The sequence below is a fragment of the Curtobacterium sp. VKM Ac-2865 genome (assembly GCF_015350905.1).
Classification (GTDB): Bacteria; Actinomycetota; Actinomycetes; order Actinomycetales; family Microbacteriaceae; genus Curtobacterium.
This window is the reverse complement of the sequence record NZ_JADKRZ010000003.1, coordinates 414,389-428,310: the sequence shown is the minus strand read 5'-3', so window position 1 is coordinate 428,310 and position 13,922 is coordinate 414,389. Positions and strand designations below refer to the sequence as shown.

The 13,922-nt window shown below is 71.9% G+C and carries 12 protein-coding genes and 1 rRNA gene; 2 read left to right on the top strand and 11 right to left on the bottom strand.

The features are described from left to right. The 4 genes from ITJ54_RS10790 to ITJ54_RS10775 all read right to left on the bottom strand — a co-directional run. Positions 1-291: ribosomal RNA gene (locus ITJ54_RS10790) — 16S ribosomal RNA — on the bottom strand; the annotation flags it as partial. 550 nt (positions 292-841) lie between these two features. Beyond that, the gene (gene rlmN, locus ITJ54_RS10785) at positions 842-2,086 is read right to left on the bottom strand and encodes a 23S rRNA (adenine(2503)-C(2))-methyltransferase RlmN (protein WP_194628099.1); all 1,245 of its coding nucleotides are present in this window, start codon (positions 2,084-2,086) and stop codon (positions 842-844) included. A gap of 101 nt (positions 2,087-2,187) precedes the next feature. Then, positions 2,188-3,150, bottom strand: coding sequence for a C40 family peptidase (locus ITJ54_RS10780; RefSeq protein ID WP_194628098.1), 963 nt, complete (start codon positions 3,148-3,150; stop codon positions 2,188-2,190). A 172-nt stretch (positions 3,151-3,322) separates the two neighbouring features. Next, a complete protein-coding gene (locus ITJ54_RS10775; protein WP_194628097.1) occupies positions 3,323-4,219 on the bottom strand; it encodes an AraC family transcriptional regulator in 897 nt (298 codons plus the stop codon). A 123-nt stretch (positions 4,220-4,342) separates the two neighbouring features. Here ITJ54_RS10775 and ITJ54_RS10770 point away from each other — a divergent pair, with 123 nt between their 5' ends. Next, complete coding sequence (locus ITJ54_RS10770; protein ID WP_194628096.1) at positions 4,343-5,140, top strand: SDR family NAD(P)-dependent oxidoreductase; 798 nt, start codon at positions 4,343-4,345, stop codon at positions 5,138-5,140. A 102-nt stretch (positions 5,141-5,242) separates the two neighbouring features. Here ITJ54_RS10770 and ITJ54_RS10765 read toward each other — a convergent pair whose 3' ends face one another. After that, the gene (locus ITJ54_RS10765; RefSeq protein WP_194628094.1) at positions 5,243-6,001 is read right to left on the bottom strand and encodes an SDR family NAD(P)-dependent oxidoreductase; all 759 of its coding nucleotides are present in this window, start codon (positions 5,999-6,001) and stop codon (positions 5,243-5,245) included. A 125-nt stretch (positions 6,002-6,126) separates the two neighbouring features. Between ITJ54_RS10765 and ITJ54_RS10760 the strand changes: the two genes are divergently transcribed. After that, entirely contained in the window at positions 6,127-7,686 is a 1,560-nt protein-coding gene (locus ITJ54_RS10760) for a hypothetical protein (protein WP_194628092.1), read from the top strand. Here ITJ54_RS10760 and ITJ54_RS10755 read toward each other — a convergent pair. The 6 genes from ITJ54_RS10755 to ITJ54_RS10730 form a co-directional block, all read right to left on the bottom strand. Beyond that, complete coding sequence (locus ITJ54_RS10755) at positions 7,676-8,590, bottom strand: phosphogluconate dehydrogenase C-terminal domain-containing protein (RefSeq protein ID WP_194628090.1); 915 nt, start codon at positions 8,588-8,590, stop codon at positions 7,676-7,678. The two genes, ITJ54_RS10760 and ITJ54_RS10755, sit on opposite strands and share 11 nt — an antisense overlap. Then, entirely contained in the window at positions 8,587-9,432 is an 846-nt protein-coding gene (locus ITJ54_RS10750) for a sugar phosphate isomerase/epimerase family protein (protein ID WP_194628088.1), read from the bottom strand. Before ITJ54_RS10750 ends, ITJ54_RS10755 begins: the two co-directional genes overlap by 4 nt. Continuing rightward, positions 9,429-10,232, bottom strand: coding sequence for a triose-phosphate isomerase family protein (locus tag ITJ54_RS10745; RefSeq protein ID WP_194628087.1), 804 nt, complete (start codon positions 10,230-10,232; stop codon positions 9,429-9,431). Before ITJ54_RS10745 ends, ITJ54_RS10750 begins: the two co-directional genes overlap by 4 nt. Then, positions 10,229-10,711: a ribose-5-phosphate isomerase gene (locus tag ITJ54_RS10740; protein ID WP_194628085.1), complete on the bottom strand. Its 483-nt coding sequence runs from the start codon at positions 10,709-10,711 to the stop codon at positions 10,229-10,231. The genes ITJ54_RS10745 and ITJ54_RS10740 overlap by 4 nt, the downstream gene beginning before the upstream one ends. A 66-nt stretch (positions 10,712-10,777) precedes the next feature. Next, positions 10,778-12,499, bottom strand: coding sequence for a dihydroxyacetone kinase family protein (locus ITJ54_RS10735; protein WP_194628083.1), 1,722 nt, complete (start codon positions 12,497-12,499; stop codon positions 10,778-10,780). Beyond that, entirely contained in the window at positions 12,496-13,896 is a 1,401-nt protein-coding gene (locus ITJ54_RS10730; RefSeq protein ID WP_194628081.1) for an MFS transporter, read from the bottom strand. Before ITJ54_RS10730 ends, ITJ54_RS10735 begins: the two co-directional genes overlap by 4 nt. Positions 13,897-13,922 lie beyond the last annotated feature (26 nt).

Sequence of the window (13,922 nt, the reverse complement as noted above, 5' to 3'; positions counted from 1 at the left end):
GCCGGCTACCCGTCGTCGCCTTGGTGAGCCATTACCTCACCAACAAGCTGATAGGCCGCGAGTCCATCCCCAACCAAAAAATCTTTCCACCACCAGACCATGCGGCCGGCGATCATATCCAGTATTAGACGTCGTTTCCAACGCTTATCCCAGAGTCAGGGGCAGGTTACTCACGTGTTACTCACCCGTTCGCCACTAATCAACCCAGCAAGCTGGGCATCATCGTTCGACTTGCATGTGTTAAGCACGCCGCCAGCGTTCGTCCTGAGCCAGGATCAAACTCTCCGTAAAAAATTACAACCAACACCGAAGTGTCAGCGAGTTGATTCTGACTGTTGACTGTCTACTGACAATCTTCAATCCAAAAGGAATTGTCTCCGACACCGAGCAAGCTCGGCGACGAGGTCAATAAATTGGCATTGACAATGTGCACGCTGTTGAGTTCTCAAGGACCAGACGCACTCCCCGCTCGACCCGTGAAGGATTCCGCCAGAGAGGCATTCGTTCTTGGTTGACCACCGGTGACGAACACCAGTGGTGGTTGCCTGACCGGGACCCCGTCCGGACTGCGTCTCAGGGTGTTCACCCTGTGACCGTCTCGGCCGTTCCGTTCTCCGCATCAGCGGCAACGAGTGATTACTTTACACACGGCCCCAGGGCCCCGCCAACCGTCGTCGCACCCGGGCGTGTCGCGCCGAGGTGAACGGCAGGAGGACCCCGCGACACCGGCGGAGATCCGGGGGTTGAACAGCGCGCGCTGCCCGGGAACGACGGAAGGCACGGTGCCTGAGCACCGTGCCTCCTGCATCGAGCGCCGAGGGAGGACCCCGACTCCAGCCAGCTACTCCGCCGCGGCCAACTGCCCGCAGGCCCCGTCGATCTCCTTGCCGCGGGTGTCGCGGAGGGTCGTCGGGATGCCGGCAGCGTTGAGTCGGCGCACGAACTCGTCCTGCACGTGGACCTCGGACGACGTCCACACGGAGCCGGGCGTCGGGTTGAGCGGGATGGGGTTCACGTGCACCCACCCCTTGCCGCGCTTGTTGAGCTTCTCCGCCAGCAGGTCGGCTCGCCAGGCGTGGTCGTTCATGTCCTTGATGAGCGCGTACTCGATCGACACCCGCCGCCCGGTCTTCAGGTAGTAGTTGTGGGCGGCGTCGATCGCCTCGTCGGCCTTCCACTTCGAGTTCACCGGGATGAGCTCGTCGCGGAGTTCGTCGTCGGGCGCATGCAACGACAGCGCGAAGGTCACCGGGATGCCCTCGTCCGCGAGCTTGAGCATCGCGGGCACCAGCCCCACGGTCGACACCGTGATGCCACGGGCACTCATGCCGAGCCCGTTCGGCTGGGGAGCGACCATCAGGCGGACGGCGTCCATCACGCGCTTGTAGTTGGCGAGCGGCTCCCCCATGCCCATGAACACGATGTTCGTCACGCGCTCGGCGTCGACGCGGTCCTGCCCGCCCTTGCGCGGGTCACCACCGAGCTCCCCCGCGGCGATGGCGGCGTTGGCCCGGACGATCTGCTCGATGATCTCCGCCGTCGACATGTTCCGTGTCAGACCGGCCTGCCCCGTGGCGCAGAACGGGCAGTTCATGCCACACCCGGCCTGCGACGACACGCAGAGGGTGATCCGGCCGGGGTAGCGCATCAGCACCGACTCGACCAGGGCACCGTCGTGCAGCTTCCAGAGGAACTTGATCGTGTCGCCCTTGTCCGTCGCCAGCCGTCGGGTCTCGGTGAGCAGCGGCGGGAGCATGCCCTGCACGAGCTGCTCGCGCTGGGCCGACGGCAGGTCGGTCATCTTCGCCGGGTCGGATGTGTAGTGCGTGAAGTAGTGGGTCGCGAGCTGCTTGGCCCGGAACTTCGGCAGGCCGAGGGCCACGACGGCGGCCTCGCGTTCCTCGGTGGTCATGTCGGCGAGGTGCACCGGCGGCTTGCCCCGCTTCGGCGACGCGAACTGCAGCAGGGGCCGACCGTCGGTGTCGGTCGCCTGCTTCCAGCCCTCGGTGCGAGGGCGCACCTGCGGTCGGGCAGAGCGTGCTGCTGCGCTCTGCTCCTCGAAGGGGGTGCGGATCTCGGTGGCCATCACTCCAGCTTACGGGAGGCTCGCCCCCACTCGGCAGTGCGGCCGTCGGCCCGGTGGCCCCTGGGCTCCAGGGCACGCCGGGTGCGCCCGACGCGGCGGCGTCAGGAACCGGCGGGCAGGAGCCGGGTGAAGTGGTGCGCTGCCGAGTACATCGGGACGATGTCCACGACCTCGCCGGGGTGCGGGGCCTGCAGCACGAGGCCGTCGCCGAGGTACAGCCCGACGTGGTCCTCGTTGTCGTAGACCACCATGTCGCCCGGCTTGGCCTCGGACGCGGGGATCGTCGTCGCGGCGGCGTCCTGCGTCGGGACGTAGTGCGCGAGCGGGATGCCGACGGCCTGGTACGCCACCATCGTCAGCCCGGAGCAGTCGATGCCGGCGTGGCTCGCACCGCCCTCGACGTACGGGTCCCCCATGTACGCCAGCGCCGTCTGCAGCACGGTGGCCCGGTCGCCACCGGGCGACAGCGCAGCGGACAGGGCGGCCTGGGCCTGCGCGGTGGTGACGCCGAAGCGGAGCACGAGGGTGGGGTACGACACGACGGAGGTCGTGGTCATGCCGTCCGAGGAGATGATCGGGACCTCGACGTCGTGGGCGACGGTGAACGTCTGCAGGGGCTCGGACGTCGTCGTCGCGTGCACCGGGGCGGCGTCTTGGGTCGCGGCGTTCGCCGGGATCGACAGCGACAGGGTCGAGGTGATGGCCAGGGCCGGAGCGAGCAGGAGCGCGGCGCGCTTGGCGTTGGCGGCGCGGCGGACGTGCCGCGGGTCGACGGCACGCTCGGCACGGAGCGCGGCGTTCCGGGAGACCGTGGCGACGGCGGACGGTCCGGCAGCAGACGGTGCCACGGCGAGCGGTCGTGCCGCACGGGTCGGTGCGAGGGCGACCACGCGGGCCGGCTGCTCGTGCTCGACGAAGGTGGTGCGGGCGAAGGCCGGTCCTGCTGCGGAGCGACGGCCACGGGCGCGCGGCGCCGGGGCGGTTGCGGGTGCGGTGGAGCTGGGGACGGGGGTGGGTGCGGGTCGACGGTCGTCGTCACCTGCTGGCAGTGCGTGGCGTCCCATGGTTCCTTCCGGGTCAGAACCGCCCGTCTCGTGCGGCGACTCGGGAAGATAACGTATTGGTCACGAACCTGATCCCGGCTGGGGAACGGCGGGGAGTTCCTGCGGCCCGTCACAGACTCGCGCTGGTCTGACGGTGTCCTGCCAGGCCGGGGTGAGCCTCCTGTCCGTCGGGTCAGGCCGGGACGAGCGCGAGGTGCGTGCGCGCGACGGCCGCGTCCTCGGCCGGTGGTCGCCCGTAGGCGGTGCGGTAGTCCCGCGAGAAGTGCGAGGCGCTGCGGTAGCCGACGGCGGAAGCGGCCTGGGCCGCGGTGTCGCCGTGGACGACCATCCGGCGCTTGGCCTCGCCCAGGCGGAGCCGTTTCAGGTACTGCATCGGCGACATCCCCGTCGCGCTCCGGAACCGGGCGTAGAGCGTGGACTCGCTCGTGCGCACGGCGTCGGCGAGCGTGGTCATCGACCACGGCTCGGCGGTCCGTTCGGTGAGCAGGCGGGTGGCGGCGACGACGACCTCGGCCTCGCCGGTGCCGATCGCGGCGAGGATGCGCGGCGCCTGGTCGGTCTGCAGGAGTCGGAGCACGACCTCCCGGCTGATGAGCGGTGCGAGGACGGGGACGTCCTCGGGCGTGTCCATCAGCGCGACGAGCCGAGCGAAGGCGTCGGCGAGCGCCGGTGTCCACGTGCCGAGGCGCGCCGGGTCCTCGGTCGACGGGGCCGGGCGCGCCATCGCACCGGCGACCTCGGCCACGACCGCCGCGTCGAGCTGCCAGACGGCGGACACGAAGCCGACCTCGGGCTCGGTCTCGACGACCCCGGCGATCACGGGCAGGTCGACGGGCGTGATGATGAAGTGCTCGCGGCCCCACACCTGGTCGTCGTCCCCCACGACCGAGCGCTTGCGGCCGGCGAGCACCACGGAGAGCGACGGCGTGTACCGCTGGTAGCCGAGCGGGGTGGTGTCGTGCACGCGGGACAGCGTGAGGCCGAGCTCCGGCACCGTCCGGCGGTCCTCGACACGGCGGAGCGCGGTCGCGAGGGCGCGGTCGAGGTGGTCGCTGGTGCCGTGGTCCATGTCCTCATCCAACCCCGCCCGGCCCTGGACGGCGGCGCCGGGGAGCAGCACGTGCGGGATCGGGCAAGGACCTCGCGGATCCGGGCAAGCCGACGAGCGTCCCCCGCCCGGAGGCTGGACGGCATGCAGACCAACGAAGCAGTCCTCGACTCCCTCCCCCGTGACGACCGGCTCGCCGGCCGCACCGCCCTGGTGACCGGCGCGACCAGCGGCATCGGCGAGGCGATCGCCCGTGTCCTGGCGGCCTCCGGTGCCCGCGTCGCCGTGTCCGGCCGCAGTGCCGAGCGCGCCCAGCGGGTGGTGGACGCCATCACCGCGCAGGGCGGCGACACGGTCGCCGTCCGCGCCGACCTGTCCGACGGACCCGACACCGTGCGCGACCTCGCCGCACGAGCCACCGAGGCGCTCGGTGGCCGGGTGGACGTCCTGGTGAACAACGCCGGCGTCTACCCCGGCGGCCCCACCGCGACCGTGTCCGACGCGGCGATGCAGGAGCTCTGGGCGACGAACGTCCGGGCGCCGCACGTGCTCGTCGCGGAGCTCGCCCCGGCGATGGCGGCGCGGGGCTCCGGCGTCGTGGTGAACGTCGGGTCGTGGATGGCCCGCGTCGGGGTGCCCTTCATGGCGCTCTACCCCGCGACGAAGGCCGCCGTCGAGCAACTGACCCGGGCGTGGGCGGCCGAGTTCGGCCCGAGCGGGGTGCGGGTGAGCACGGTGGCGCCGGGCGCGACGGCGACGCCGGGGAACGCGGACTCCGCGGACGCCCTGGCGGCGATGACGGCCGGGACCCCCGCCGGGGTGCCCGTGCGGCCCGTCGACATCGCGTTCGCGGTGCGGTGGCTCGCGTCGGACGAGGCCGTGTTCGTGCACGGCGGCACCATCGACGTGGACGGCGGGGTGGCCTCGACCCGGATGGCCTGAGGCCCGCCAGCGTGGTGCGAACTCGACCACCCCGTGCGCGGCTGGCGGCCTGCACGGGGTGGTCTCCCTCGCACCAGCCGAGGGACAGCGCACCGTGCCGGCCTACAGGCTCGTCATGCCGCCGTCGACGCGGAACTCGGCACCGGTCGCGAACGACGACTCGTCGCTGGCCAGGTAGACCATGATCCCGGTGACGTCGTCGGGCGTGCCGGCGCGGCCGAGCGGCGTGCGCGCGACGATGGCTGCCCGCGCTTCCGGGTCCGTCGCGATCGTCGACACCAGGCCGGTCTCGGTGTAGCCGGGCACCACGGTGTTCACCCGGATGCCGTCGGACGCGTACGCCATGGCCGTCGAGCGGACGAGCGCGTGGATGCCGCCCTTCGTCGACGAGTACGCCGCGAACGTCGAGCCCTCGCCGTTCAGGCCCGTCGGGCTGCCCGTGCAGATGACCGAGCCGCCGCCGCGGGGTCGCATCGCCCGCACGGCGTGCTTGAGCGTGAGGAACGTGCCCGTCAGGTTGACCGCGAGCGTGCGTTCCCAGGCCTCGAGCGGCACGTCGGCGACGGCGGCGTCCTGGCCGAAGAGCTGCACACCGGCGTTGGCGACCACGACGTCCGGCACGAGGCCGTCCGCTGCGAGCGCCGCGAACCCGTCAGACACGGACGGCTCGGACGCGATGTCCATCGTCAGCGGGACGGCGAGGTCGCCAGCTGCTGCGGCCGCCGTGGTCGCCCCGGCGGTGTCGCGGTCGGCGTAGACCACGCGGGCCCCCTCGGCGACGAAGCGGTCGGCGATCGCCCGCCCGATCCCCGATCCCGCGCCCGTCACGAGCGCCACCTTGCCGTCGAGTCGCCCGGTCATCGCATCTGCCCCGTCCCGCGGGGCGCCGTCGCCCCGTCCGTCCGCTCAGCGTACCGATCAGACCGGAATGGTCAACCGGTTGGCCGGTACTGGCGGTCGGACACAGGACCAGGTTGACTGGCGTCGTGATCGACGACGACGCACGCGCGGACGCCTGGCCGGACGCCTCCCCCGACGAGGTCGTCGCAGTCGGGCCGTGGCGCCTCCGACTGCGCGGGACCGAGGTCGCGGACCTCACCCACGACGGCACGCCGGTGCTGCGCGCCGTGCGGTTCGTCACGCGGGACCACGACTGGCGGACCGCCGAGGACACCCTGGTCGCCCGGACCGTGACGCCCACGAGCGCCGGCGTGGACGTGCGGATCGCCGCGCGGAGCGGGTTCGACGGCGACGACGCGCTCGAGTACACGCTCGTGGTGCGGATCGAGGGCGACGTCCTGCGGGTGGACGGGTCCGCGACGACGCTCCGTCCGTTCCGCCGCAACCGCATCGGCCTGGTCGCGCTGCACCCCGCCGGGCTCGCCGGGGTGCCCCTGGTCGTCGAGCACCCCGACGGCCGGCCGTCGATCACGTCCTACCCGCTCTGGATCGCCCCGCACCAGCCCGCCGTCGACGTGGTCGGGTACCGCTGGACCGCCGGCTCCATCGCGGTCGCGATGACGATGACCGGGGACGTCTTCGAGATGGAGGACCAGCGGAACTGGTCCGACACGTCCTTCAAGACCTACTCGACACCGCTCGCGGAACCGTTCCCGGTCGCGCTCGAGCCCGGCGCCACGGTCCGGCAGGCGCTCACCCTGCGCTCGGCGCACGTGCAGACGGGAGGCTCGGTGACGGTCCTCTCGGACGTCCCGCCCGTCGACGACCCGGCCGCGGAACCCGTGGCCGGTCCCGCCCCGGTGCTCCAGCTGCTCGCGTCCTCGGCCCCGGCAGCGCTGCGCCCGCCGGACGACGCGCTGCGACCGGGCGTGCCGGTCCTGGTCGAACCGGTCGTCGGGTCGCCGAACGTGGCCGCGGTGCTGGCGTCGGCTCGCCGGGACGCCGTCCACGCGCCGCTCGACGTCCGCTTCGTCACCGACGACCCGGTCGCACTGCGTGCCGCGATCGACGACGTGCTCGGCAGCGGCGCGGTCGTCCGCGTCGGGGCGTTCGACCCGCGCACCCACGTGACGACGCCGGCGCTGCAGCAGGCGCTGCGGGAAGCGGCCCGAGCGGACGGCGGCCTCGAGGTCGTCGCCGGGACCCGCGCGCACTTCACCGAGCTGAACCGGAGCATCGAGCTCTTCCGGGACTGGGACGGGCCCCTGACCTTCAGCGTGACGCCACAGATGCACGACCGGTCCCGTGCCCAGGTGACCGAGGCGGTCCGGATGCTGCGCTGGGTGGCGATGAGTGCCTCCAGGCTGGCCGCCGGCCGATCGCTCCACGTCGGGCCGGTGACCCTGCGTCCCCGGTTCAACGCGGTCGCGACCTCGGCGCCCGTACCGGTGACGCGCGCCGACGTCGAGGACGGCCACGGGCCGCAGTTCGTGCCGGACGCGACGGACCCGGAACAGCAGTCCCCCGCGGCGGACGCGTGGTTCCGCCGGGCCGTGCACGCACTACGGGCCCCAGGCCTCGTCAGCATCACGCTCGACGAGGCCTGGGGCCCGCGGGGGTCGACCGGGCGGTCGCTCAGCGCTTGATCGCGTCGATCTTCAGCATCTTGGCGATGACGCTGTCGAGCTCGCTGTCGTCGAAGACCTGCTTCCAGTCCTCCTTGATGAGCTTCTCGCGGCCGTAGCCCATCGCGATGTGGCAGGCGTCCGAGAACGGGTTCGAGCCGCGGAGGCCGTTCGTCAGCGCGATCCAGGTGTGGCCGTAGAGCATCGCGCGGGCGGCCTCGCGAGGCACGCCGACGCCGTTGACGGTCTCCTCGAGGGCGTCGTGGAGGAAGTCGCCGATCATGCAGGCGATGGTCTCGACGAGGGTCGGCTCGAGCACCGCGAGCTGCTTGACGGTGACCCAGTGAACCTGGATGACCGGGGCGTACATGGTCGTGATGACGGCCTCGGCGATCGCCTTGGCACGGTCACCCTCGTCACCGAGCGACTCGGAGGCGTCGAAGGCCGCGATGACCTCCTGCGGGGCGGCGATGCCACCGAAGGTGTCGTCCCACTCCTCCTTGCTGGTCCGCTCGAGGAACACGGACGGGTGGCACGGGTGCGCCACGGCGTAGTGGATGTCCTCGCGCTTGGCGAGGAGGCCCGCGTAGGCCGCGGCGGGGTCGAGCGTCAGGATCGTGGCGCCGGCGCGCATCTCGGGGACGAGCTGCTCCGAGACGGTGCCGAGCAGGACGTCGGGCACGGCGAGGATGACGACGTCGGCGACCTTCGCGGCCTCGATGCTGTCGGTCAGCTCGCGGCCGAGGTCCTTGATGCGCTCCTGGCCGGCGGGCGAGGCCTCGCTGTAGCGCGTCGTGTACTCGCTCTTGGCGAAGTTGTTCGAGACGCGGGTGCCCATCTTGCCGCCGGCGCCGATCACGGCGACGGTGACGTCGGCGGTGCCCGAGCCGGCTGCGGTGGTGTGGCTGATGGCGGTGTCGGTCATGATTCCCTGCTCCTGGTGTACTCGATGGTCTGTTCGGTCCACGCCGCCTCGATGCGGGTGGTGGTCTGTGCGGGTGTCTCGCCGGGCTCCGGTTCGGCGGCGACGGTGGCGTCCTGCCACGGCAGCCAGAACTCGATGACGCGGTTGATCCCCCGGGCCTGCGGGTCGATCGCGTCCCGGATCCGCAGGTGGTCGATGCGACCGGTGCCGATCGGCACGCCGGTGTACTGGAAGCCGACCCAGCCCGGGGACCGGGTGAAGGCAGCGTCCTTCACGTGCCAGTTCACGACGTACGGGGCCGTCATCGCGACGACGTCCGACGGGTGCTCGAGGGCCGCCACGGTGTTCGCCGGGTCGAGGCAGATCCCGAGGTGGTCGGACCCGATCCGGGCGACGACGGCCACCAGGTCCGCGGTGGGCACGACCTCGTAGGTCTCGAGGGCGAGCGTGACGCCGGCGGCCTCGTACGCGGGCAGGGCCTGGCGGAGTCGCCGTTCGGTCTCGGCTGCGTCGGGCCGGTCGTCGCCGCTCGTCCACATCGACCGGACGAGCGTCGCGCCGAGCTGCTCGGCGACGTGCAGGTACCGGGCGAGGTGCTCGGGCGCGGTGCCGCGGGTGCCGACCTCGAGCACGAGGCCGAGGTCGTCGGCCAGGGTCTTCAGCTCGTCCAACTGCTCGTCCGACGCGGTGTCGAGCGGCAGGTGGTCGCAGATCTGGACGAGGTCGACGCCGTCGTGGGAGGCGGCGTCGCGGAGGACGTCGTCGAGGGACATCGGCGCGGGGACCCGGTCGGACATCCGCCAGAAGTAGGCGTACGTCGAGAGTCCGAGGAGGGAGGTCATGCGTCGGCCCCCAGCTGCTCGGCCTCGTCGAGGATCGTCCGGATCGCCGCGGGGTCGTGCGCGAAGCGGCCGAGGAACAGCCCGCCGATGCGCCCCCCTCCACGCGTCAGCAGACCAGGGCCGGCACTGCCGCCGTAGATGACGACACTGCCGGCGAGCTCCGGCCGGGTGGCGAGGTGGGCCTCGATACCGGCGAGCACCGCGACGATGTGGTCGTCCGGCGCGGGCGCCGGTGCGCCGATGGCCCAGACCGGCTCGTACGCCACGATGACGGGGCCGGCGATGCCGTCCGCCACCGCGGTCTGGACGAAGCGGTCGAGGTGGGCGGTCACCTCGGCGATCGCGTCGGTCACCTCTCCAGGCCGGGAGGCGCGGGTGGACTCGCCGACGCAGATGAGGGGACGCAGGTGGTTCCGGAAGGCGGCGTGCACCTTGCCGGCGACGTCCTGGTCGGACTCGTGGAACAGGGAGCGCCGCTCGGCGTGCGCGATCTCGACGAGGTCGACGCCGATCTCCGCGAGCTCACGGCCGGAGACCTCGCCGGTGAAGGCCCCCTCGTCCGCCCACGCCAGGTCCTGTGCGCCGAGGAGCACGCCGGAGCCGTCGAGCGCTGCCCGCACCGGGACGAGCGACGGGAACGTCGGGATGACGAACAGCTCGACGCTGCCGCCGGTCACGGCCGGGTGCGTGCGGGCGATGTCGGCCACGGCTTCGGCCCACGCGATCGTGCGGGCGTGGCCGAAGTACATCTTCAGGGACACCCCGATCGTCAGTCGGGGCGTCGCCGTGGCCCGGGTCATGCGTCGGTCCCGACCGGGGCGCTGCCGTCGTACGCGCAGATGGCGTTGACCTTCTCGGCGCTCGCGCTGCTCTGGTCGAAGGTGTAGCCGAGCCACTCCTTCGCCATCCGCCGTGCGACCTCGACGCCGACGACGCGCTGGCCCATGCAGAGGACCTGGGCGTCGTTCGACAGGACCGAGCGCTCGACGCTGAAGGAGTCGTGCGCGGTGACGGCCCGGATGCCGGGGACCTTGTTCGCGGCGATCGCGACGCCGAGCCCGGTGCCGCAGATCAGGATCGCGCGGTCGGCCTCGCCGTTCGCGACCCTCCGGGCGGCGTCGACGGCGACGTGCGGGTAGGCGGTGTGGCCGTCCGCGTCGACGCCCACGTCCACGACGCTGGCGACGCGCGGGTCGGCCTCGAGGTCACGCTTGATGACCTCCTTGTAGTCGAAGCCGGCGTCGTCGGAACCGATGACCAGACGGAACTGCTCGCTCATGCGGGTGCCTCTCTCGTGGTGCTGCTGGTGCTGCGTGCTGGTGGTGGTGCTGGTGCGGCGTCGTGCTCAGGCCGGGACGTCGAGAGTCCGGAGGACCGCGGCGGTGATGAGGGCTAACGACACGGCACCCGCGTCTGGGGTGCCGACCGCGTCCTCGCCGTGCGTCCGGGCCCGACCCATGCGGGGCAGGAGCGCCGCGGTGGCGTCGGCGGCGCGCTGGGCCGCGTCGGACGCAGCCGTCCACGCCGTGACGAGGTCGTCGCCCGCGGTGACCCGGGCGGTGAGCGTGTCGTCGAACGGGACGAGGGCGTCGACCATGGTCTTGTCGCCGACGACCGCGCCGAAGGCGAGGACCGCGTCGGTGGCGGCGTGCACCGCGCTCTGGACGGTGGCCGGGTCGGGCCGGTCGGTGTCGCCGAGGACGCGACCCAGAGCCTCCAGGGCGGCTCCCCAGATCGCGCCGGACGTGCCGCCGGCCTTGTCGGACCAGGCGTCCCCGGCGATGGCGAGGACGCTGCCGGCTCCGGCGCCGCGGTCGGCGGCGTCGCGTGCGGCGGCGTCCGCGGCGGTGGAACCGCGCTGCATGCCGATGCCGTGGTCCCCGTCGCCGGCGACCGCGTCGATGCGCCCGAGTTCGTCGGCGTGCTCGTCGAGCGTGGCGCGGATCGCGGTGACCGCGTCGGCGACGATGCGGGCGGACGCCTGCGAGTCCGGGGTGCCGGGGGTGACCGGTGCGGCGACGTGGGCGGCGAGGACGTCGTCGGGCAGGCGCTCCTGCGGGACCGCGCCGCCCTTGCGGTACGCGGGGGTGTCCGCGGGCGCTGCCCAGAGCTGCTCGAGTTCGGCGTCCGGCCAGAACAGGGTCAGGGAGGCGCCGGCCATGTCGAAGCTCGTGACGAGTTCGCCGACCTCGGGCTCGACGACCACGGCGCCCGCGTCCGTGAGCAGGCGCTGGACGGTGGCGTAGACGACGAAGAGCTCCTCGTACTTCACGCTCCCCAGGCCGTTCAGGATCGGGACCACGTGGGCGCCGTCAGCCGTGACGCCGTCGGGGAGCTCGGTGAGGAGGCGCTCCACGAGGAGCCGGGCCAGGTCCGCGGCGCTCGGGACGTCGGCTTCGTCGATGCCGCGTTCACCGTGGATGCCCATCCCGATCGCCATGCGGCCCTCGGGGACGGTGAACAGGGGCTCGTCGGCGCCGGGGAGGGAGCAGCCGGAGAAGGCGACGCCGAAGGACCGGGTGCGGTCGTTCGCTCTCGTTGCGATCGCCGTGACCTCGTCCAGGGTCATGCCCTGCTCCGCGGCGGCGCCGGCGACCTTGAAGACGCAGAGGTCGCCCGCGATGCCCCGCCGCTTGGCGGCCTCGGTGGCCGGGGCGGACGCGATGTCGTCGGTGACCCGGACCGTGCGGACGTCGATGCCCTCGGCACGCAGGGCGCGCTCGGCGGCGTCGAAGTTCAGCACGTCGCCGGCGTAGTTGCCGTAGGAGAGCAGCACGCCGCCGCCGTGCTCGGACGCCTTCGCGACGGCCGTCACCTGCTGCGCGGACGGGCTGGCGAACAGGTTCCCCATCGCTGCGCCGGCCGCGAGCCCGTGGCCGACGAGTCCGCCGAACGCCGGGTAGTGGCCGGAGCCACCGCCGACGACCAGCGCGACCGTGCCGTCCGGGCTCGCCGTGGACCGGGCGACGCCGCCGTGGACCTTCCGGACGCGGGCGTGGTTGGCGGCGACGAAGCCGTCGACCATCTCGTCGGCGAAGTCCGCCGGGTCGTTGAACAGCCGGGTCATCGTCCTGCCTCCGTGCTGACCGCGCGCTCGGCGTCGGTCGTGGTGGTTCCGCTGGTCGTCGCGGTGCCGGTGTCGCCACGGTGCTGGCGAGACACGATGACCATCAGGATGCTCGAGAGGACCATGAAGAAGCCGACGATGAACATCGGCACCTGGTAGCCGCCGGTCCACTCGCTGACGATGCCCGTGATGTACGGGGCAGCGAAGCCGCCGAGGTTGCCGATCGTGTTGATGAGCGCGACGCCCGCGGCCGCTGCGGCCCCGGTGAGGAACTGCGTCGGCATGGTCCAGAAGTTCGGCAGGGCGGCGAAGATCGCGCAGGCGGTGACCGCGATGACGGCGACGGTGGCGGCCGGCGAGTTCATGAACAGCGCCACCGGGATGCTGAGCCCACCGACCAGGGCGGGGAGCGCGATGTGCCAGACCTTCACGCCGCGGCGGAAGGCGTCACGCGACCAGAAGTACAGGACGACCGCCGCGGGGACGTACGGGATCGCGGTGATCAGGCCCTTCTGGAACAGGTCGAACGAGGTGCCGAACTGCTCCTGGAAGCCGTCGATGATCGTCGGGAGGAAGAAGCTCAGCGCGTAGAGGCCGTAGATGAAGCCGAAGTAGACGAACGCGAGCATCCAGACGCGGCCGTTGCCGAACGCGGAGCGCAGAGCGCCCTTGCCGTGACCGTCGTTCTTGCCCTGGGCCTCCTTCGCGAGGGCGGTCTCCAGCCAGACCTTCTCGTCCTCGTCGAGCCACTTCGCCTGGGAGGGCTTGTCCTTGAGGACGAAGAGGCACAGGACGCCGACGATGATCGCCGGGATCGAGACGCAGAGGAACATGAAGCGCCAGCCGGCCAGGCCGCCGAGCAGCCCTTCGTGGGTCATCAGCCACCCGGCGAGCGGGGAGCCGATGACGCTGGTGAGAGGCTGCGCCAGGTAGAACAGCGCGAGCATCTTGCCGCGGTGGCGTGCGGGGACCCAGGTGGAGAGGAACAGGATCGCGCCCGGGAAGAACCCGGCCTCGGCGATGCCGAGCAGGAAGCGCAGCCCGACCAGCTGCGGGTAGTTCTGCACCCACGTGAAGAGCAGCGAGACGATGCCCCACGTGATCATGATGCGGGCGAGCCAGATCCGGGCGCCGAACTTGTGCAGTGCGAGGTTCGACGGGACCTCGAGCACGAGGTAGCCGATGAAGAAGACCCCGGACGCGAAGCCGAACTGTGCGGCGGTCAGGCCGAGGTCGGCCTCCATGCCGTTCGGGGCCGCGAAGGAGATCGCGGTGCGGTCGAGGAAGTTGATGAAGAACATCAGCGCCACGAACGGCACGATGCGGATGGCGATCTTCCGGATGGTCGTCTTCTCGACGACCGAGGTCGGGATGCCTCGGGTGGCGGGGATGTCCACGGTGACTCCTGCTGGGGGAACGACGT

Excerpts from the sequence above, each read along its gene's own strand:
- rlmN (WP_194628099.1), bottom strand. The coding sequence starts at position 2,086 with ATGGCCACCGAGATCCGCACCCCCTTCGAGGAGCAGAGCGCAGCAGCA.
- ITJ54_RS10775 (WP_194628097.1), bottom strand. The coding sequence starts at position 4,219 with ATGGACCACGGCACCAGCGACCACCTCGACCGCGCCCTCGCGACCGCG.
- ITJ54_RS10780 (WP_194628098.1), bottom strand. The coding sequence starts at position 3,150 with ATGGGACGCCACGCACTGCCAGCAGGTGACGACGACCGTCGACCCGCA.
- ITJ54_RS10745 (WP_194628087.1), bottom strand. The coding sequence starts at position 10,232 with ATGACCCGGGCCACGGCGACGCCCCGACTGACGATCGGGGTGTCCCTG.
- ITJ54_RS10740 (WP_194628085.1), bottom strand. The coding sequence starts at position 10,711 with ATGAGCGAGCAGTTCCGTCTGGTCATCGGTTCCGACGACGCCGGCTTC.
- ITJ54_RS10770 (WP_194628096.1), top strand. The coding sequence starts at position 4,343 with ATGCAGACCAACGAAGCAGTCCTCGACTCCCTCCCCCGTGACGACCGG.
- ITJ54_RS10750 (WP_194628088.1), bottom strand. The coding sequence starts at position 9,432 with ATGACCTCCCTCCTCGGACTCTCGACGTACGCCTACTTCTGGCGGATG.
- ITJ54_RS10765 (WP_194628094.1), bottom strand. The coding sequence starts at position 6,001 with ATGACCGGGCGACTCGACGGCAAGGTGGCGCTCGTGACGGGCGCGGGA.
- ITJ54_RS10755 (WP_194628090.1), bottom strand. The coding sequence starts at position 8,590 with ATGACCGACACCGCCATCAGCCACACCACCGCAGCCGGCTCGGGCACC.
- ITJ54_RS10735 (WP_194628083.1), bottom strand. The coding sequence starts at position 12,499 with ATGACCCGGCTGTTCAACGACCCGGCGGACTTCGCCGACGAGATGGTC.